Annotated in this window: 17 protein-coding genes, 1 tRNA gene and 1 pseudogene; 12 read left to right on the forward strand and 7 right to left on the reverse strand. The window is 64.3% G+C overall.

Features of this window, described 5'->3' with window-relative positions:
* Positions 1-259: 259 nt before the first annotated feature.
* A tRNA-Ser gene (locus tag AC19YR_RS23070) sits at positions 260-347 on the reverse strand.
* 124 nt (positions 348-471) lie between these two features.
* Between AC19YR_RS23070 and AC19YR_RS23075 the strand changes: the two genes are divergently transcribed.
* A complete protein-coding gene (locus tag AC19YR_RS23075) occupies positions 472-1,143 on the forward strand; it encodes a Bax inhibitor-1/YccA family protein (protein ID WP_095109801.1) in 672 nt (223 codons plus the stop codon).
* A gap of 58 nt (positions 1,144-1,201) precedes the next feature.
* On the opposite strand, the gene AC19YR_RS23080 is transcribed toward AC19YR_RS23075, so the two are convergent.
* Entirely contained in the window at positions 1,202-2,272 is a 1,071-nt protein-coding gene (locus AC19YR_RS23080; protein WP_500600283.1) for an FUSC family protein, read from the reverse strand.
* Between the two features lie 30 nt (positions 2,273-2,302).
* A complete protein-coding gene (locus tag AC19YR_RS23085; protein WP_500600284.1) occupies positions 2,303-3,928 on the reverse strand; it encodes an NADP-dependent glyceraldehyde-3-phosphate dehydrogenase in 1,626 nt (541 codons plus the stop codon).
* Positions 3,929-4,126: 198 nt separating this feature from the next.
* Here AC19YR_RS23085 and AC19YR_RS23090 point away from each other — a divergent pair, with 198 nt between their 5' ends.
* The 10 genes and pseudogenes from AC19YR_RS23090 (at position 4,127) to AC19YR_RS23135 (ending at position 13,519) form a co-directional block, all read left to right on the forward strand.
* Positions 4,127-5,011, forward strand: a complete 885-nt coding sequence (locus AC19YR_RS23090; RefSeq protein WP_095109798.1) for a Dyp-type peroxidase — start codon at positions 4,127-4,129, stop codon at positions 5,009-5,011.
* A 106-nt stretch (positions 5,012-5,117) separates the two neighbouring features.
* Positions 5,118-5,360, forward strand: a pseudogene (locus AC19YR_RS23095) (GntR family transcriptional regulator); the annotation flags it as partial.
* Between the two features lie 49 nt (positions 5,361-5,409).
* Positions 5,410-6,027: a transcriptional repressor LexA gene (lexA, locus tag AC19YR_RS23100; protein WP_095109796.1), complete on the forward strand. Its 618-nt coding sequence runs from the start codon at positions 5,410-5,412 to the stop codon at positions 6,025-6,027.
* Entirely contained in the window at positions 6,027-6,644 is a 618-nt protein-coding gene (gene imuA / locus AC19YR_RS23105) for a translesion DNA synthesis-associated protein ImuA (protein ID WP_500600285.1), read from the forward strand. The genes lexA and imuA overlap by 1 nt, the downstream gene beginning before the upstream one ends.
* Before the next feature lie 7 nt (positions 6,645-6,651).
* On the forward strand, positions 6,652-8,079 hold the full coding sequence (locus tag AC19YR_RS23110; RefSeq protein ID WP_500600286.1) for a Y-family DNA polymerase: 1,428 nt from the start codon (positions 6,652-6,654) through the stop codon (positions 8,077-8,079).
* Positions 8,055-11,156, forward strand: a complete 3,102-nt coding sequence (locus AC19YR_RS23115) for an error-prone DNA polymerase (RefSeq protein WP_500600287.1) — start codon at positions 8,055-8,057, stop codon at positions 11,154-11,156. Before AC19YR_RS23110 ends, AC19YR_RS23115 begins: the two co-directional genes overlap by 25 nt.
* Before the next feature lie 153 nt (positions 11,157-11,309).
* Complete coding sequence (locus AC19YR_RS23120; protein ID WP_500600290.1) at positions 11,310-11,984, forward strand: CsgG/HfaB family protein; 675 nt, start codon at positions 11,310-11,312, stop codon at positions 11,982-11,984.
* A gap of 30 nt (positions 11,985-12,014) precedes the next feature.
* A complete protein-coding gene (locus AC19YR_RS23125) occupies positions 12,015-12,389 on the forward strand; it encodes a DUF4810 domain-containing protein (protein ID WP_095109791.1) in 375 nt (124 codons plus the stop codon).
* Positions 12,386-13,045, forward strand: coding sequence for a DUF799 domain-containing protein (locus tag AC19YR_RS23130; RefSeq protein WP_500600288.1), 660 nt, complete (start codon positions 12,386-12,388; stop codon positions 13,043-13,045). Before AC19YR_RS23125 ends, AC19YR_RS23130 begins: the two co-directional genes overlap by 4 nt.
* 240 nt (positions 13,046-13,285) lie before the next feature.
* The gene (locus tag AC19YR_RS23135) at positions 13,286-13,519 is read left to right on the forward strand and encodes an HP1242/YdcH family protein (RefSeq protein ID WP_095109789.1); all 234 of its coding nucleotides are present in this window, start codon (positions 13,286-13,288) and stop codon (positions 13,517-13,519) included.
* A 45-nt stretch (positions 13,520-13,564) separates the two neighbouring features.
* Here AC19YR_RS23135 and AC19YR_RS23140 read toward each other — a convergent pair whose 3' ends face one another.
* From AC19YR_RS23140 to AC19YR_RS23155, 4 genes are all read right to left on the reverse strand, one after another.
* Positions 13,565-14,689 (reverse strand): SRPBCC family protein, encoded by a 1,125-nt coding sequence (locus tag AC19YR_RS23140; protein WP_095109788.1) that lies wholly within the window; start codon positions 14,687-14,689, stop codon positions 13,565-13,567.
* 93 nt (positions 14,690-14,782) lie between these two features.
* Positions 14,783-15,646, reverse strand: coding sequence for a LysR family transcriptional regulator (locus AC19YR_RS23145; protein WP_095109787.1), 864 nt, complete (start codon positions 15,644-15,646; stop codon positions 14,783-14,785).
* A 109-nt stretch (positions 15,647-15,755) separates the two neighbouring features.
* Positions 15,756-16,070, reverse strand: coding sequence for an SCP2 sterol-binding domain-containing protein (locus tag AC19YR_RS23150; protein WP_095109786.1), 315 nt, complete (start codon positions 16,068-16,070; stop codon positions 15,756-15,758).
* Positions 16,071-16,121: 51 nt separating this feature from the next.
* On the reverse strand, positions 16,122-16,832 hold the full coding sequence (locus tag AC19YR_RS23155; protein WP_095109785.1) for a histidine phosphatase family protein: 711 nt from the start codon (positions 16,830-16,832) through the stop codon (positions 16,122-16,124).
* Positions 16,833-17,039: 207 nt separating this feature from the next.
* Here AC19YR_RS23155 and sohB point away from each other — a divergent pair, with 207 nt between their 5' ends.
* Positions 17,040-18,062 (forward strand): protease SohB, encoded by a 1,023-nt coding sequence (gene sohB, locus AC19YR_RS23160; RefSeq protein WP_500600289.1) that lies wholly within the window; start codon positions 17,040-17,042, stop codon positions 18,060-18,062.
* Positions 18,063-18,230 lie beyond the last annotated feature (168 nt).

Below are 18,230 nucleotides of genomic sequence, written 5' to 3' on the forward strand. Positions count from 1 at the left end.
ATGCAAACCTGCGTCGCTGCGCTCCGACTGCCTGTCCAAATGGGCGTGGATCAGGTGTCCAAGTGAGCGTGGAACGAGTGTCCAAATGATCGTGGACTGGGTGTCCAAGTGTCGTGGAATCCGCAGGTGAAGGGCATGCGCAGGGCAGGGGTCGCATAAATGCTCCCCAAAAGTGCGGAAGCGATTGCATGAGAGCTTAAAACCCCCAAACCCCAGAAACGAAAAAGCCCTGACTAATCAGGGCTTTAGCGTACAAAAATGGCGGAGGCGATGGGATTCGAACTCATGGACCTGTTACAGTCGACGGTTTTCAAGACCGTTGCCTTAAACCACTCGGCCACACCTCCGTATTGCGTTGCGGGCGCCATAATACCCGAATGAAACACACTGTCAAACTCTCTGCGTCGCTTGTTACAAGGGGTCTGTTATGATCTTTGAGACTGAACGTTTCAAACCTACAGGAGTGTCGCCATGCGCGAACAGGATTACGCAGTTAATAACGGCGTGCAGGCTGAGCAGCTAGAGGTTAGCCGCGTCCTGCGCAACACTTATGGCCTTCTTGCCCTTACTCTCGCATTCAGCGGTGTAATGGCCTATGTCGCTCAGCAGATGCGGGTCGGCTACCCGAATATCTTCGTGGTGCTGATCGGTTTCTATGGTCTTTTCTTCCTGACCAACAAACTTCGTGATTCGGCTTGGGGCCTGGTGTCGGCTTTTGCCCTGACCGGTTTCATGGGCTTTTTGCTGGGCCCTATCCTCAACCGTTACCTGGGCATGCAGGGCGGTGCTGAAGTGGTCAGCTCGGCCTTTGCGATGACCGCGCTGGTGTTCGGTGGCTTGTCGGCCTACGTCCTGATAAGCCGCAAGGACATGAGTTTCCTGGGTGGTTTCATCACCGCGGGCTTCTTCGTGTTGATGGGCGCGGTGCTGGCCAGTTTCTTCTTCCAGATCAGCGGCCTGCAACTGGCGATCAGCGCAGGTTTCGTGCTGTTTTCTTCGGTCTGCATTCTGTTCCAGACCAGCGCCATCATTCACGGCGGCGAGCGTAACTACATCATGGCGACCATCAGCCTGTATGTATCGATCTACAACCTGTTCGTCAGCCTGTTGCAGTTGTTCGGCATCATGGGTCGTGATGACTGATCGTTGATTGAATGAAAAAACCCGCTTCGACGGGTTTTTTTCTGCCTGGCGTTTGACCTCAGATGCTCCAGTGCCTGGCCGTTTTGCCCAGGCGCTGGCGCATGTCTTCGACCGTGCCGGCCAACTGCCGGGTCAGCAGGCGGTAGCCGTCCAAGGCGGTGTAGATCGGTTCGCTCAACGTTGGATCTTGGGGTGCATTGCCGGGTCGATCCAGGCGTTGTGCGGCGCCGGATTTCAGGGCGCGGGCCATGCCAATCAATTGCACGCGGATGTAGCGGTGCTCGCTTTTGAGGGCGGCGCGCATCAGTTCCAACTCTTGCGCGGTGGTCGGCCGGGTGTTGCCCAGGATCTCCAGGGTGCTGACGCACATGCGCAGGCTGCGTTGCAGGGCATCGAGCTGGGTCATGGAAATCTTCACCTCCTTGGACACCGAGGGCATCAGCGAGCGCAGTTGCAGCAGGGCGCTGTTGAGGCGGTTCAGCAGCTTCAGGTGTTCATCGTCGGTGACCGATTGGCCGCTGACGATCCGCCCATACAACGTGGCGCAGTCGCGCAGGGCGCTGGCCAGGTTGTAGCGCCAGGAATACACCGCGTACAGCGGCAGCGCAAAGGAGAAGGCGAGGGCCAGGACGATGCCGATCAGGATGTCTACGGTGCGCCACAAGCCGTCTGTGATGGGGTTGTCACCGTGGCCGGCAACGATGAACACGGTGATCGCCGACAGCAGGGCGGTGTAGCCGCCCTTGCCGATGGCGTGGTACGAGAAAAAGCCGCACACCAGAGACATCTGTAAATAGGTCAGCCACGGCATGCCCAGCCACGCATGCTGGGCCACCAGCAGCAGGCCGACGGCGGCGCCGATCAGCGTGCCATAGGCGCGTTCGGCGGCTTTTTTGCCGATGTTGCCATGGTGCTGCAAGCCGCCGATGACCACCAGCATGGTCACAGAGGCCCATTCGCCGTGGGGCAGGTTGATGCCGCTGGTCAGCAGGATGGTCGCCAGCAGGCCCAGGGAAACCCGTATCGCATGGATCAGCCGCGCATGGCGGTAGCGCCGGTACGGGTCCAGCAGTGGGCGCAGTAAGCGGCGCGCCCAGGCCGGCAGGCGCAAGGTGGGGAAGGCAATCATGGGGCGGGCGCAGGTCCTCGTCGGTGGGGGTCAGAACAGGTAATCGGTGGTCAGGAAACTGGAGTCGCGGTTGCGCAGGATCTCGCTGAGCAAGGCCTTGTTGCCATCCAGGGCTTTGGTCGCCACCAGGGTGCGAATGGAAAACACCCGCAGCGCATCGTGCACCGACAGCGTGCCTTCGGCGGAGTTCTTGCGCCCGTTGAACGGGTAGGTGTCCGGGCCGCGCTGGCATTGAGCGTTGAGGTTGATGCGCCCGACCTGGTTGGCGAAGGTGTCCACCAGTGGCCCAATTTCGCTGGCCTGGTTGCCGAACAGGCTCAGTTGTTGGCCGAAGTCCGACTCCAGCACGTAGTCGATCACGGTGCGCAGGTCGCTGTAGGGCACGATGGGCACCACCGGGCCGAATTGCTCCTCTTGGTATACGCGCATGTCGCGGCTGACCGGGTAGAGCACCGCCGGGTAGAAGAATGAGGCGCGGGTCTGCCCACCGTTTTCGTTGACCACCCGCGCGCCCTTGGCCACGGCATCGGCCACCAACCCTTGCAAATAATCCACCTTGCCCGTCTCGGGCAGGGGCGTCAGGGCCGCGCCGGTTTCCCAGGGCATGCCCGGGGCAAGGCTGGCGAGTTTGCGGTTGAATTTTTCGATGAACTGCTCCACCACCCGCTCATGCACAAACAGGATTTTCAGTGCGGTGCAGCGCTGGCCGTTGAACAACAGCGCCCCGGTCACGGCTTCGTTGACCGCGTTATCCAGGTCCACGTCGGGCAGCACGATGCCGGGGTTTTTCGCGTCCAGGCCCAGGGCCGCGCGCAGGCGATGGGGGCGCGGGTGGAGTTTTTTCAGGTCGCTGGCGGCCTTGTTGGTGCCGATGAACGCAAAGATATCGACCTTGCCGCTGGCCATCAGGGCGCTGACGGTTTCGCGGCCGCTGCCGTAAATCACGTTGATAACCCCGGCCGGGAAGCTGTCGCGAAAGGCCTCCAGCAGCGGGCGGATCAGCAGCACGCCGAGCTTGGCCGGTTTGAACACCACGGTGTTGCCCATGATGAGCGCCGGGATCAGGGTGGTGAAGGTTTCATTGAGCGGGTAATTGTAGGGCCCCATGCACAGCGCCACGCCCAGGGGGACGCGGCGGATCTGGCCGAGGGTGTCTTGTTCCAGCTCGAAGCGGCTCGAACGGCGGTCCAGTTCCTTGAGGGCGTTGATGGTGTCAGTGATGTAGTCGCAGGTGCGGTCGAACTCTTTTTCCGAGTCCTTGAGGTTCTTGCCGATTTCCCACATCAGCAGCTTGACCACCGCCTCGCGCTGCTGACGCATGCGGGCGAGGAAGGCTTGTACATGGCCGATGCGTTCGGCCACGCGCATTGTTGGCCACGCACCCTGGCCCCGATCATAGGCGCGCACGGCGGCGTCGAGGGCGGTCAGTGCAGTGGCGGCGTCCAGCAGCGGCGTGCTGCCGAGGATGACTTGCTCGTCACCGTGCTCGCCGGCCAGGTACACCGGGCTGCGGACCTGGGCGAGGGCGCCGGGCCAGGTGTGCAGGGTGCCGTCCACCAGGTACTCGCGCTGCTCGATGGGACCATCGAGGCGGTAGGCGGGCGGGATGTCGGTGGCGCGGGGGAACAGCGAGTCGAGGAAAGCGGCGGTGGTCATGGCATTACCCTGTGTCTGGTGCTGGCGATGAAGGAGAGCGATATCGGTTGGCAGTGGGCAGGGCAGGTCTGGGTATGAGCTGCAAGCCTAGCCGCTTTTGCCGGTCGGGGTACATGACCGGCGTCACCTCGCAGCTTGCATAAACCCCACAAACGGTGAGGTGCAGCGTAAACTGCGCGGCTTTTCAGAGGAGTTGTCATGAGTTACTACCAGCCCGGCATTCTCGCCACCCCCGTACCGCCGCAGGCGCGCCATCTGTTTTTTGTCCTGGAGTCCACCGCGGCGCTGCCAGCGGCACTGGACCGCTTGCTGCCCCTGGTGAACGAGCGTGCGGTGATCGGGCTGGGCGAATCGCTGGTGCGAGCCATGGGCGCCCAGGTCGAGGGGCTGCGCACGTTCCCGGCCATGAGCGGCGTCGGCGTGGACAACCCCTCCACCCAGCATGCCCTGTGGTGCTGGCTGCACGGCGAAGACCGCGGTGAACTGCTGCACCGCAGCCGCGCCGTCGAAGCCGCGCTGGCCCCGGCCCTGCGCCTGGTACAGATGACCGAAGGCTTCCGCCACCTCAATGGGCACGACCTCTCCGGTTACGAAGACGGCACCGAAAACCCCCACGACGAAGCCGCCATTGCCGCCGCGCTGGTGCCTGCGGGCCGCGAGGGCCTGGTGGGCGGCAGCTTCGCCGCGATCCAGCAATGGCAGCATGACCTGGACGGTTTCGCCGCGATGCCGGGCCAGGAGCAGGACCACATCATCGGCCGGCGCAAAAGCGATAACGAAGAACTCGACGACGCGCCCGCATCGGCCCACGTCAAGCGCACCGCCCAGGAAAGCTTCGCGCCCGAGGCCTTTGTAGTACGCCGTTCCATGCCTTGGGTGGAGGGCAACCGCGCTGGCCTGATGTTCCTCGCGTTCGGCTTTTCCCTGGATGCCTTCGAGGTGCAACTGCGGCGCATGAGTGGCCTGGAAGACGGCATCGTCGATGGCCTGTACCGCATGAGCCGGCCGATTACCGGTGGCTACTACTGGTGCCCGCCGCTCCAGGACGGCCGCCTCGACCTGCGCGCCCTGCGCCCGGCCTGACGGCCCCTGTCGCCCGCGTGGCGATAGTTTTTTATCCAGCACCCGGCAACTTTTGCCGCGCCGGGTGCTCTTTAAGATCGCCTCCCTTGTGTGAATCGCGATCATCATGACAGACCTTTCCCACCCCATCCTGCCCCTGGCCTATGTGCCGTTGTACCGCCAGCTGTACGACGTGCTGGACGCGCGCATTGTGAACGGCGAATACCCCGCAGACACTCAGATGCCCTCGGAAAGCGAACTGGGGCGGCTATTTCGCGTCAGCCGCATTACCGTGCGCCAGGCCTTGGCCGAACTGCATCGCCAAGGGCTGATTTTCAAAATTCAGGGCAAGGGCACGTTCGTCGCCCGAGCCTGACCTGACTGAAGGCAGTTGTCAGAGAATTCCCACAGGAGTACAAATGTACTCCATGACCACACTCAGCCCCCGCCGTACCGCCATCCTGACCTTTATCCGCGAGCGCATCGCGAACCAGGGCCAGCCCCCCAGCCTCGCCGAGATCGCCGAGGCGTTTGGTTTTGCCTCCCGGAGCGTGGCGCGCAAGCATGTGCTGGCGTTGACCGAGGCCGGGTTTATCGAGGTCAACCCCAACCAGGCGCGGGGTATTCGCGTGCTCGGCCAGGCCCCAGCGGCGCAGATGCTCGACGTGCCGGTCCTGGGCCGCGTGGCGGCGGGCGCGCCCATCGGGGTGGATGCCGAGGTGCACAGCCGCTTGCTGCTGGACCCGGCGCTGTTTTCGCGCCCACCCGACTACCTGCTGCGGGTGCAGGGCGACTCGATGATCGACGACGGCATTCTCGATGGCGACCTGGTGGGCGTGCGCCGCAGCGCCGAGGCCGAGAACGGCCAGATCGTGGTCGCGCGGCTCGACGGTGAGGTGACCATCAAGCGCCTGGAGCGCCGCGCCGGCAGCGTGCGCCTGCTGCCGCGCAACCCGGCGTATGCGCCCATCGTGGTGCGGGCCGACCAGGACCTGGCCATCGAAGGGGTGTTTTGCGGTTTGCTGAGGCAAGGTTAATGGGCGCCGTCGTCGCACTGGACAGCCTGCTCAACGCCGGCCAGGTATGGAAAGGGCGCCCAACAGCGCCCGTGGCCAGCCCCCAGCCCACCGGCCATAGCCTGCTGGACGCGGCCCTGCCCGGTGGCGGCTGGCCACCCGGGGCGCTGACGGAAATCCTCACCGCCGCCCCCGGCATTGGCGAATTACGCTTGCTCTGGCCGACTCTGGCGCGGCTGACGGCCCAGGGCGAACGGGTGGTGCTGGTGGCGCCGCCCCATGTGCCCTATCCGCAGGCGTGGCAGAGCGCCGGGGTAGACCTGGCGCAGTTGGCGCTGGTGCGGGCTGGCGAGCGCGAGGCCCTGTGGGCCGCTGAACAGTGCCTGCGCTCGGGCAGTTGCGCCGCGGTGCTGTGCTGGCCAAACCACGCGGACGACCGCGCCTTGCGCCGTTTGCAGGTGGCGGCCGAAACGGGGCAGACCCTAGCATTTGCCTACCGTGACCTGACCCACGCCATCAACCCATCGCCTGCGGCCTTGCGCCTGGCCATGGACGCTCACCCGGCGCAGTTGCGCGTCCTCAAGTGCCGTGGCGGCTTGGCCCGCTCGGCGCCGATCGCCTTCGCCCAGGGCTTGTGAGGTTGGCATGCGCTGGGTGTGTATTGTCTTCCCCCAATTGGCCCTGGACGCCGTGCTGCGCCAGCGCCCCGATGCGGACCAGGCGTTGGTGCTGCTCAGCGGTAGCGCCCAGCGCCGGGTCCTGCAAGCGGTCAATGCGCCGGCACGGGCGTTGGGCCTGCGCCCCGGGCAATCGCTGGTGGCGGCCCAGGCCCTTTGCAAGGACTTTGCCTGCGCCGAGCATGACCCGGCGCAAATCGAACATTGGCAACAGTTTCTCGCGGCCTGGGCCTACCGTTTCAGCTCCCAGGTCAGCCTCGACTACCCGCGCACCTTGCTTCTGGAGATCGAGTCGAGCCTGGGCCTGTTCGGCCCCTGGCCGCAGTTCGAGGCGCGGTTGCGGGCCGAGTTGACGGCCCTGGGCTTTCGTCATCGCTTGGTGGCGGCGCCCAACCCGCTGGCGGCGCGAGTGCTGGCCAATGCCTATGACGGCTTTGCCGTGGCCGATGCCCCGGCGTTGCAGCGCATGCTCGGGCAAATGCCGGTCGAGCGCCTCGGCTGGCCCCAGGACGTGGCCACGGCCCTGTCGCGCATGGGCTTGCGCACCCTGGATCAGGTGCGCGCCTTGCCCCGGCAAAGCCTGGCGCGGCGCTTCGAGGCCCAGGTCCTCAAGCACCTGGACACCCTGCTCGGCGAGCGGCCCCTGGCCCTGGCGTTCTACCAGCCGCCGCAGTACTTCGACCTGCGGATCGAGTTGAACTACGACGTCCTGTCCCATCAGGCCCTGCTGTTTCCCTTGCGCCGCTTGACCGCTGACCTGGCTGCGTTCCTCTGTGGGCGTGACTGCGGCGTGCAGCGTTTTGTCCTGCACCTGGAGCATGCCGGGCGCCCGGACAGCAGCATCCCGGTGGGCCTGCTCAGCGCCGAGCGCGAGCCGGCCATGCTGTTTGAGCTGGCCCGGGGGCGCCTGGAGCAAGTGCAGGTGCAGGCGCCGGTGCGGGGTGTGCGCCTGGTGGCCGAAGACCTGCCGGCCTTTGCCCCCCAGCACCGTGAACTGTTCGACGAGCGCCCGCAGCAATCCTTGCCCTGGGAGCAACTGCGCGAACGCCTGCGCGCGCGGCTGGGGGATGACGCGGTACACGGCTTGGGCCGGGTGGCCGACCACCGCCCAGAACACAGTTGGGTGCCGCGCCCCGTTGTGCCGCCCGGTCCGTGCGCCGCCGGCGTGCGCCGCCCCGGGTGGCTGCTGGCCCAGCCCCAGGCCTTGGCCGATGGCGCGGTGCGAGTGCTGATGGGCCCTGAGCGCATCGAGTCTGGTTGGTGGGACGGGGAGGACGTGCGCCGTGACTATTACCTGGTGCAAACCCGTGACGGCCAACAGGGCTGGGCCTATCGCAGCGTGGGCGTGGGCGTGGGCGAGGGCGGCCCGTTGTGGCTGCAAGGCTGGTTCGCATGACCCCGGACTACGCCGAGTTGCATTGCCTGTCCAATTTCAGTTTCCAGCGCGGCGCCTCCAGTGCCCAACAATTGTTCGAGCGAGCCAAGCGCCTCGGCTACCAGGCCCTGGCCATTACCGACGAATGCACCCTGGCCGGCATCGTGCGCGCCTGGCAGGCGGCCGAGGCGGTGGGCCTGGCGTTGATCGTGGGCAGCGAAATCCGCCTGGAAAACGGCCCGAAACTGGTGCTGCTGGTGGAAAACCTTGCCGGTTATCAAGCCCTGTGCGGGCTGATTACCCAGGCCCGGCGCCGCAGTGAAAAAGGCCACTACCAGGTGCTGCGCGAAGACCTCGAAGGTGGCCTGCCGGGGTTGCTGGCCCTGTGGTTGCCCGATGGCCCCCACGACCACGCCGCCGGCCACTGGTTGCGCGGCGTGTTTGGCGAACGCCTGTGGCTGGCCGTGGAGTTGCATTGCGGCCAGGACGATGCCCGCCACCTCGCCGGCCTGCGCCAATTGGCCGCCAGCCTGGGCCTGCCGCTGGTAGCTTGTGGCGATGTGCACATGCACGTGCGTGGGCGCCGGGCCCTGCAGGACACCATGACCGCTATTCGCCACCATGTGCCGGTGGCCGAGGCCGGCCAACGCCTGTACCCCAACGGCGAGCGCCATCTACGCAGCCTCGACGACCTGCTGCGCCACTACCCCCGCGACCTGCTGCAAGCCTCGGCGGACATTGCCCGGCGCTGCACGTTCGGGCTGGGCCAATTGCGCTACCAGTACCCCCGGGAACTGGTGCCGGCGGGGCACACGCCTGCGTCCTGGCTGCGCCAGTTGACCGAAGACGGCTTGCTTTGGCGCTGGCCAGGGCAGGGCGCCGACGCCAAGGTGCGCGAACTGATCGAAAAAGAACTGGCGTTGATCGAGGCGCTGGGCTACGAGAGCTATTTCCTCACCGTGCACGACATCGTGCGCTTTGCCCGCACGCAAAAAATCCTCTGCCAGGGGCGCGGTTCGGCGGCCAACTCAGCGGTGTGCTACGCCCTGGGCATCACGCAAATCGACCCCAGCCGCATGAACATGCTGTTCGAGCGGTTTTTGTCCCGCGAGCGCAACGAGCCACCGGACATCGACGTCGATTTCGAGCACGAGCGCCGCGAAGAGGTGCTGCAATACGTGTTCCAGCGCTATGGCCGGCGCCGGGCGGCGTTGACGGCGGTGGTCAGTACCTACCACGGCGCCGGTGCGGTGCGCGATGTGGCCAAGGCCCTGGGCCTGCCGCCCGACCAGATCAATGCCCTGGCCGATTGCTGCGGGCGCTGGAGCGACCAGGCGCCGCCCCTCGAGCGCTTGCGCGAGGGCGGTTTTGACCCCGACAGCCCAGTGCTGCGGCGGGTGCTGGGGCTGACCGGGCAACTGATCGGTTTTCCCCGGCACCTGTCCCAGCACCCCGGTGGCTTCGTGATCTCCGAGCAGCCCCTGGACACCCTGGTGCCGGTGGAGAACGCGGCCATGGCCGAACGCACCATCATCCAGTGGGACAAGGACGACCTGGACCGGGTCGGCCTGCTCAAGGTCGATATCCTGGCCCTGGGCATGCTCAGCGCCATTCGCCGCAGTTTCGAGCTGATCTACCGCTTGCGCGGCCTGGAACTGAGCCTGGCGAGCATCCCCGCCGAAGACCCACAGACCTACGCCATGATTAGCCGCGCCGACACCATTGGCGTGTTCCAGATCGAGTCCCGGGCGCAAATGTCCATGCTGCCGCGCCTACGTCCGAAAACCTTTTACGACCTGGTGATCGAAGTGGCCATCGTGCGGCCCGGGCCGATCCAGGGCGGCATGGTCCACCCGTACCTGCGCCGGCGTAACGGCGAGGAGGCCGCCACCTACCCATCCCCTGCGCTGGAGTCAGTGCTCAAGCGCACCCTGGGGGTGCCGCTGTTTCAGGAGCAGGTGATGCAGATTGCGATTGTCGCCGCCGACTACAGCCCCGGTGAGGCCGATGAGCTGCGCCGCTCCATGGCTGCGTGGAAGCGCCACGGCGGTTTGCAGCACCACCAAGTGCGCCTGCGTGAGGGCATGCTGAACAACGGTTACAGCGAAACCTTCGCGGCGCAGATCTTCGAGCAAATCAAGGGCTTTGGCAGCTATGGCTTTCCCGAATCCCATGCGGCCAGTTTTGCCCTGCTGACCTACGCCAGTTGCTGGCTCAAATGCCACGAACCGGCGGCGTTCGCCTGTGCGCTGATAAACAGTTGGCCGATGGGGTTCTACAGCCCCGACCAGATTCTCCAGGATGCCCGCCGCCATGGCTTGCAGGTGCGCCCGGTGGACGTGGGTGCCAGCAGTTGGGATTGCAGCCTGGAGCCCATGGCCGGTGCGCAACCGGCGATTCGCCTGGGCCTGCGCATGATTAAGGGCTTTGCCCAGGAAGACGCCGTGCGCCTTGAAGCGGCGCGCCGAGGGGCGCTTTTTCGCGATATCGCCGACCTGGCCGAGCGCGCACAGCTGGACGCCCGCGCCCAGGCACTGCTGGCCGATGCCGGGGCCTTGCGCGGTTTAGCCGGCGACCGCCACCGCGCCCGTTGGGCGGTGGCCGGGGTGCAGACGCAACTGGGCCTGTTCGCCGGCTTGGCGGAGCAGGCCGAACCGGAGGTGCGCCTGCCCAGCCCCAGCGTTGGCGAAGACGTGCAAGCCGACTATTTGACCCTGGGCACCACCCTGGGGCCCCATCCGCTGGCGCTGTTGCGCGAGTCCTTGAACGCCTTGCGCTGCCGCAGTTCCAAAGCCTTGCTGGCGGTCGAGAATGGGCGGGCGGTGCGTGTCGCCGGGCTGGTCACCGGGCGCCAACGCCCCGGCACTGCCAGCGGCGTGACGTTTGTCACCCTGGAAGACGAGTTCGGCAACCTCAATGTGGTGGTCTGGCGCGACTTGGCCGAACGCCAGCGGCGGGTGCTGGTGGGGGCGCAACTGCTCAAGGTCGAGGGCACCCTGGAGACCAAGGACGGCGTGGTCCACGTCATCGCCGGGCGCCTCACGGACCTGAGCGCGATGCTTGAAGGTATCGCCGTGCGCAGCCGGGATTTCCGTTGATAGGCAGGCTTTTCAGGGCGTTTTTTTTGTAGGTTTTGAGAAGTGCGAATGATTTTTTTTCTGTGCGCACGGGTGGTATCTCGTCATAATCGCCCGCGGTTTCGTCCAGGACGTCACCCTTTATTGGTTTTTCAGGAGAAGTGCACAGTGAGAATGATCTCGCGGTTTTTGTTGTCTGGTCTTGCCGTCGCGGCCTTGGGCACCTTGGGTGGCTGCGCCACCGAAAGCTCCCGCGCGCTGACGGTGACCAAGGTCGAAAGCGCCAGCCGGGTGTATTCCGGCGTGCGTGTACCGATGGCCGTTGGTAAGTTCGATAACCGCTCCAGCTACATGCGCGGGATTTTTTCCGATGGCGTGGACCGGCTCGGTGGCCAGGCCAAGACCATCCTGATTACCCATCTGCAGCAGACCAACCGCTTCAATGTGCTGGACCGCGACAACCTCGGCGAAATCCAGCAGGAAGCCCAGTTCAAGGGCCAGGCCCAACGCCTCAAGGGCGCGGATTTCGTGGTCACAGGCGACGTCACCGAGTTCGGCCGCAAGGAAGTGGGCGACCGCCAGTTGTTCGGCATCCTCGGGCGCGGCAAGACCCAAGTGGCCTACGCCAAGGTCAACCTGAACATCGTCAACATCAGCACCTCGGAAGTGGTGTATTCGACCCAGGGCGCGGGCGAGTACGAACTGTCCAACCGCGAAATCATCGGCTTTGGCGGCACCGCCAGCTATGACTCCACCCTCAATGGCAAGGTGCTCGACCTGGCCATGCGCGAGGCGATCAATCGCTTGGTCGAAGGCATCTATGCCGGCGCCTGGAAACCTTCGAACTGATACGTGGCGAACACAGGGAGTTTCATCGCAATGGGCTTTATCAAGACTTCACGGGCGCTGCCGGCCTGCGCGCTGGCCGCTGCCCTGCTGCTGAGCGGCTGTGCCAGCGCCCCGAAAACCCTCTACCAATGGGAAGGCTACCAACCCCAGGTGTACGAGTACTTCAAGGGCGAAGAGCCTGCCCAGGCCCAGGCCGAAGCCCTGGAGCGCGACTTGCAGAAAATCGCCTCCACCGGCAACAAGGCACCGCCGGGTTACCACGCCCACCTGGGCATGCTGTACCTGAGCATGGGCAAGGATGACCAGATGGTGCAGCAGCTGCGCACCGAAAAAGCCTTGTTCCCCGAATCGGGGCCGTACATGGACTTTTTGCTCAAGAACGCCAAGACCGGAGACGCCAAATGAGCCTGCGCATGGTTAAAACCCTGGTGGGCTTGTGTGCCCTGGCCTTGCTGGGCGGCTGCGCGACGCCCAAGACGATGGATTACTCGGCGTTCAAGCAGAGCCGCCCCAAGACTATCCTGGTGCTGCCGCCACTCAATGAGTCGCCGGATGTCAAAGCCACCTACAGCCTGCTGTCCCAGGTCACGTACCCGCTGGCCGAGGCCGGCTACTACGTGATGCCGATCGCCCTGGTGGACGAGACCTTCAAGCAAAACGGCCTCAACACCCCAGGCGATATCCACCAGGTGTCGCCGGCCAAGCTGCAAGAGATCTTTGGCGCGGACGCGGCGCTGTACATCACGGTCAAGGAGTACGGCACCAGCTACATGCTGATTACCAGCGAAACCGCCGTGACTGCCAGCGCTCGCCTGGTGGACTTGCGTACCGGCGTCGCACTGTGGACCGGCACTGCCCGGGCTTCGAGCGAGGAGGGCAACAACGCCAACGCCGGTGGGTTGGTGGGCATGTTGATTACCGCTGCGGTCAAGCAGGTCATCAACAGCTCCACTGACGCTGGGCACCCGATTGCCGGCGTCGCCAGCCAGCGCCTGCTCTCGGCCGGGCAACCTGCCGGCCTGCTGTACGGCCCGCGTTCGCCCAAGTACGGCAGCGATTGACCCCGTATGTAGCAAACGGGCTTGCCCGCGCTGCGCTGCGTAGCAGCCCTCCAGCAGTATGACGCCTGGCGGATTTTTACGGCCGCTGCGCACCCGAGCGCGGGCAAGCCCGCTTGCTACAGGGTTAAAAGGGCCGCTGGTCTGATGGGAGGTCGACAGAAGGTCATCGCCGAGGCCATGCTGTTGACTGGCCAGCACGATGCCCTGTGCTGGCTTCCGATCACTAGACGGAGGTGTTCCATGCCGGTGAAACATGACCTGTGCCAGGACTTGAACCGCTCGCACGACGAGATTCAAGGACGTCGGGCGCAAGATCCGCATCTTGATGCACTGATCGACAAGTACGCCAACCTCGATAAACAAGTGCTCCAGGCCGAGGCTGAGGCCCGCAGCGATGAAGAGCTGAAGAAGCTCAAGGAGAAGCGAGTGAACCTCAAGGATGAAATTTCCCAGCGCCTGGTCGCACCTTCCTGAATTCGTTCCACCCAGGGCGGGGCCAAATGGCCCCGCCTGCTGTTTCTACCCTGCCAATGCCCGCTGTGCCACGTCCCGCAAGGCCAGCATCGAGGCCGCCGATTCCCGTTCGATCCGCCGCTTGAGCAAGAGCCGGTTGGCCAGGCGCATCCACCTGCTACTGAAGCGATATTCCAGGGTGCGGATAAACCGCGTGCCCAGGCTCGCGGTGGGCTGGCACTCGTAAGTCAGGCGCAGGTGCAGGCCTTCGCCGTGGGCGTGGGCTACCCAGCGGTGGCCGGGCAAGTATTCGTGTACCTCCCAGCTCAGGTGCCCGGCGCGCCCGCCGGCGTGGATGTCTTCCTCGAAATGTGCGCCGGCCGCCAGCGGCCCGGGCGGCGCCTCGACCCGCAGGGATGAGGGGTGCCACTGCGGCCATTGGCTGACGCTGCTGGCATAGGCCAGCACGGCTTGGGGTGGGTGCGGGATGTCGACCTGATGCTGGAGGCAGGTCATGGTGCTGCTTGGCGAGTGGGTGTCATCCGGCTCCCAGTGTAGGGTGCCGAACAGGTAGTCCATCAGGGGCAAAACGATATTGAAGTTGCGCCCCTGCATCAGCTCGCGGCGGTGATGCAGTGCGTGCAGTTGGCGCATTTGGCGAATCCACGGCAGGCGCGCCAGCCTGTGTTCGGGCGGCAGGTGCTCGCAGGCGTGGAACACTTCATAACTGAGGTAGCCCAGAATCATCCCCGCGCCAAACAGCCCGGCCACGTTGGCGTCCCAGTACTGCAACAGCCACCACGCTGGTAGGGTTATCAGCAGGCTGTGGGCGACGATCAGCCAGGCCGGGAACAGAATCACCCGCCAGTCCCGGGGGCTGTCGTAGGTCATGTGGCCGGGGCTGAAAAAACTGTGGTGATCGCCCGTGTGACGGGCGTAGAACAGCCGCGCCCAGCCCCGTTTATGGTGGCCCAGGTAGCGGTGCACCAGGTAAATGCCCAGGTTGAACAACAGCAGGGTGGCCGGCAGTGCTAGCCATTGCAGGGCGATGACCTGATGCAGGGTGCTGGCGAAAAAACCGATGGCCAGCAGCCCGAACGTCAGCACGAAACCACCGTGCAACCAGGGGTTGTAGCGCGGGTGGACGCCAGCACGATAGCGCTGGCGAAAGGCTTGGGTGGTGGGGTTCACGGTACGCTCCGCAGGTGGGCACAGTGACAGCAGCCTAGCCCCGGTTCGCCTCCTCGGCCAATGGCGGGGCCAGGGTTGCCACAAGCGGACACCTCAGATCATCGGGTCCCAGCGCTGTGACCAGTCGTTGTCGGCCCGCACCAGTGCCCGCAGCAGCTCGAACGCCTGTTGCAGGGTGGCCGAGTCGCGGTCGCGCGAGTACACCAGGTAGGTCGGGTAGCTGAATTCCGGAGCCTTGGGCACGCGCTCCATCACGCCGCTGTCGAGGTAGCTTTGCACCACGCGGGTACGGAAGTAGCCGCTGCCGCCGTTTTCCAGGAGGTACTGCAGAGCCAGCGGGCCGAGGTTGAAACTCAGCGCGGCGCGGGCCCGTTCCGGCAGCGCGGCGTCATGCTGGCGGCGAAAATCCTCGCCCCAATCGACGTACACATAGGGTTCGGGCCGGGCGACCAGGCGCACCAGGATCAGCTTTTCCTCCAACAACTGCTCCACCTGCAAACGCGGCCAGTACTGCGGCTGGTAAACCAGCGCTGCGTCCAGCACCCCCAGCTCCAGTTGGCGCAGCAGGTGCTCGCCGTCGCGGATTTCTGTGCGCAAGGCGTGGCCGGGGATGTGCTCGCGCAGCGCCCGGGCCCAATTGAGCATCAGCGGGTTGCACAGGCTCACCTCGCCACCGATGTGCAGCACGTTGCGATAGCCGTCGGGTAGCGGCAGGTCACGGCGGGCCGCTTCCCAGGTCTGCACCAGTTGATTGGCGTAGACCACGAACGCTTCGCCGTCGGCGGTCAGGCGCGCACCGGCGCGGTTGCGCACGAAAAGAGTGCTGGCCAATTGGCTTTCGAGTTTCTGCACCCGAGCGGTGATGGCGGTTTGGGTGACGTGGAGCTTTTCGGCGGCGGCCGCGAGGCTGCCACTGCGGACAATCTCCAGAAAAGTGCGGGCGAGGTCGATGTCCATGGGGTTTCAGGTCGGCAAGGGGGCGGCCATTGTAGGCCAAGGCGCCGGGCAGGCCCAGAAACACGAATCCCGCCACAAGGGCGGGATTCGCTGTTGGCCGGCCAGGGAATCAGGCTGGGAACAGTTCGCTCAGTTTCATCGCCAGCATCATGTCGCCTTCAGCGCGCAGCTTGCCGCCCATGAAGGCCTGCATGCCGTCGGTTTCGCCGCTGACGATGCCTTGCAGGGTTTCGCTGTCCATCACCAGGGTCACCTGAGCGTCAGGGTTGACGCCTTCTTGCAGCTCGCAAGTGCTGTCCTTGACGACCAGGGAGAAGTTCTTTTCTTCATCGATACGGAAACCGAACACCAAGTCCAGGCCCGCAGCGGCGGATGGGTTGAACTTGGCTTTCATTGCTTGTACGGCGTCAGCTACGGAGGTCATGGTTCGATCCTTTTAGGGTTGATTGCAACAAGGGTCACAGTAAGCCGGCACTCACCGAAAGGTGATGAGTTCCGGGGCCTTCAACAGTTGCAGGTGGGTCTGACTGTTGAAGGAAGCCAGGGCAACCTCGCGACCGCGAAACTTCAAGTGGTTGAGCGAGGTGTTGACGATTTGCCAGTTCAGTTCAAAGGCCTGCGCGGCAGGCACTTGGATAATCAGGTGGAGCAGGGCCGTGATGGTGCCGCCGGAAGTGAACACGGCGATTTTCTGGGTGTCGTCGGCCTGCTCCAGGATACGTTGCAACCCGCCCTGGACCCGCCCGACAAACCCCAGCCAACTTTCCAGGCCCGGGGTGTCGTAGGTGCCGCTGAGCCAGCGGCTGATGATAAGGGCAAAGATGCGCTGGAACTCGCCACGGTTTTGCACGGCGTTGCGCAGGATATGCAGGGCTTCGGGCTCATCGGGCAATAGGCCGGGCAGCAGGGCACGGAGGATGGCGTCGGCGTCGAATTCGTTGAATGCCGGGTCGATTTCCAGCGGCGGTATCGGCATGCCGGCTGCACTGAATTGCTCCAGTGCCGAACGGGCGGTGTGCTGTTGGCGCAACAGGTCGCCGGACAGGCAGCGATCGAAGCTCAAGCCCAGTTGCGCCAGGTGGCTGCCCAGCACTTCTGCCTGGCGAATACCGGTCGGCGACAGCACGTCGTAGTCGTCTGCACCGAAGGAGGCCTGGCCATGTCGAATTAGGTAAATGCTGCCCACGTCCGCGTCGTCCCGGTACGTTGTAAGTGGGGCGAGGTTATGGGGATGGCGAAGAGCTGTCAATGAAAAAACATACGCTTGTTTGAAATGCCCGTTGGAGACTGGCTGCCCGGCGTTTCGCGGCTGGCCGTCGACCGGTCGCGTGGGTATGCTGGGGCCTTGCGCGGCAGAGTGCGTCGCGCCGCACCGCTTATATAAGGAGCATCCGTGGATTTTCTTGCCGAATATGCAAGTTTTTTGGCTAAAACCGTGACCCTGGTGATCGCAATTCTGGTGGTCCTGGCCAGTTTCGCCGCCCTGCGCAGCAAGGGCCGGCGCAAGGCGTCCGGGCAGTTGCAAGTGAGTAAGCTCAACGACTTCTACAAGGACCTGCGCGAACGCCTGGAGCAGACGCTGCTGGGCAAAGAGCAACTTAAGGCGCTGCGCAAGTCCCAGGGCAAGGCCGAGAAAAAGCAGAAGAAACAGCCCGATACCAAGCCGCGGGTGTTCGTCCTGGATTTCGACGGTGACATCAAGGCGTCCGCCACCGACAGCCTGCGCCACGAAATCACCGCGCTGTTGACCCTGGCCACGCCCAAGGACGAAGTGGTGCTGCGCTTGGAAAGCGGCGGCGGCATGGTTCATAGCTATGGCCTGGCTTCTTCGCAGTTGGCGCGCATCCGCGAGGCGGGTATTCCACTGACCGTGTGTATCGACAAGGTCGCGGCCAGTGGCGGCTATATGATGGCCTGCATCGGCCAGAAGATTATCAGTGCGCCCTTTGCCATCCTTGGCTCCATCGGCGTGGTGGCGCAGTTGCCCAACGTCAATCGTCTGCTGAAAAAACACGACATCGACTTTGAAGTGCTCACGGCGGGTGAATACAAGCGCACGCTGACGGTGTTCGGCGAAAACACCGAAAAGGGTCGGGAAAAATTCCAGGAAGACCTGGATATCACCCATCAACTGTTCAAGAACTTCGTTTCGCGCTACCGCCCGCAACTGGCCATCGATGAAGTGGCCACCGGCGAAGTCTGGCTGGGCGTCGCGGCCCTCGACAAGCAACTGGTGGACGAGTTGAAAACGAGTGACGAATACCTGGCGCAACGGGCGAAAACCTGCGAGCTGTTCCACCTGCATTACGCCGAGCGTAAAAGCCTGCAGGAACGCATTGGCATGGCGGCCAGCGGCTCGGTGGACCGCGTGCTCCTGAGTTGGTGGAGCCGGTTGACCCAGCAGCGTTTCTGGTAAACGCCGGGTGTAAAAAAGCCCTGGGCCGCGGTGGCGGCCCAGGGCTAATGAGATGGTCACCCCCACACCCTGCGAGGGCTACGCTTTCGCAGGGTGTTTTGTTTTCGGAGGCCATCATCATGATCCAGTCAACACTGATCGGTATCGATCTCGGCAAACATAATTTCC

It is taken from the genome of Pseudomonas sp. MF08817 (assembly GCF_059862705.1).

What these genes read in the sequence shown, in the direction of transcription:
- AC19YR_RS23135 (WP_095109789.1), top strand. Translation starts at nt 13,286, where the DNA reads ATGCCGGTGAAACATGACCTGTGCCAGGACTTGAACCGCTCGCACGAC.
- AC19YR_RS23130 (WP_500600288.1), top strand. Translation starts at nt 12,386, where the DNA reads ATGAGCCTGCGCATGGTTAAAACCCTGGTGGGCTTGTGTGCCCTGGCC.
- lexA (WP_095109796.1), top strand. Translation starts at nt 5,410, where the DNA reads ATGTACTCCATGACCACACTCAGCCCCCGCCGTACCGCCATCCTGACC.
- AC19YR_RS23110 (WP_500600286.1), top strand. Translation starts at nt 6,652, where the DNA reads ATGCGCTGGGTGTGTATTGTCTTCCCCCAATTGGCCCTGGACGCCGTG.
- AC19YR_RS23145 (WP_095109787.1), bottom strand. Translation starts at nt 15,646, where the DNA reads ATGGACATCGACCTCGCCCGCACTTTTCTGGAGATTGTCCGCAGTGGC.
- AC19YR_RS23150 (WP_095109786.1), bottom strand. Translation starts at nt 16,070, where the DNA reads ATGACCTCCGTAGCTGACGCCGTACAAGCAATGAAAGCCAAGTTCAAC.
- AC19YR_RS23090 (WP_095109798.1), top strand. Translation starts at nt 4,127, where the DNA reads ATGAGTTACTACCAGCCCGGCATTCTCGCCACCCCCGTACCGCCGCAG.
- AC19YR_RS23125 (WP_095109791.1), top strand. Translation starts at nt 12,015, where the DNA reads ATGGGCTTTATCAAGACTTCACGGGCGCTGCCGGCCTGCGCGCTGGCC.
- AC19YR_RS23085 (WP_500600284.1), bottom strand. Translation starts at nt 3,928, where the DNA reads ATGACCACCGCCGCTTTCCTCGACTCGCTGTTCCCCCGCGCCACCGAC.
- AC19YR_RS23120 (WP_500600290.1), top strand. Translation starts at nt 11,310, where the DNA reads ATGATCTCGCGGTTTTTGTTGTCTGGTCTTGCCGTCGCGGCCTTGGGC.
- AC19YR_RS23080 (WP_500600283.1), bottom strand. Translation starts at nt 2,272, where the DNA reads ATGATTGCCTTCCCCACCTTGCGCCTGCCGGCCTGGGCGCGCCGCTTA.
- AC19YR_RS23075 (WP_095109801.1), top strand. Translation starts at nt 472, where the DNA reads ATGCGCGAACAGGATTACGCAGTTAATAACGGCGTGCAGGCTGAGCAG.
- imuA (WP_500600285.1), top strand. Translation starts at nt 6,027, where the DNA reads ATGGGCGCCGTCGTCGCACTGGACAGCCTGCTCAACGCCGGCCAGGTA.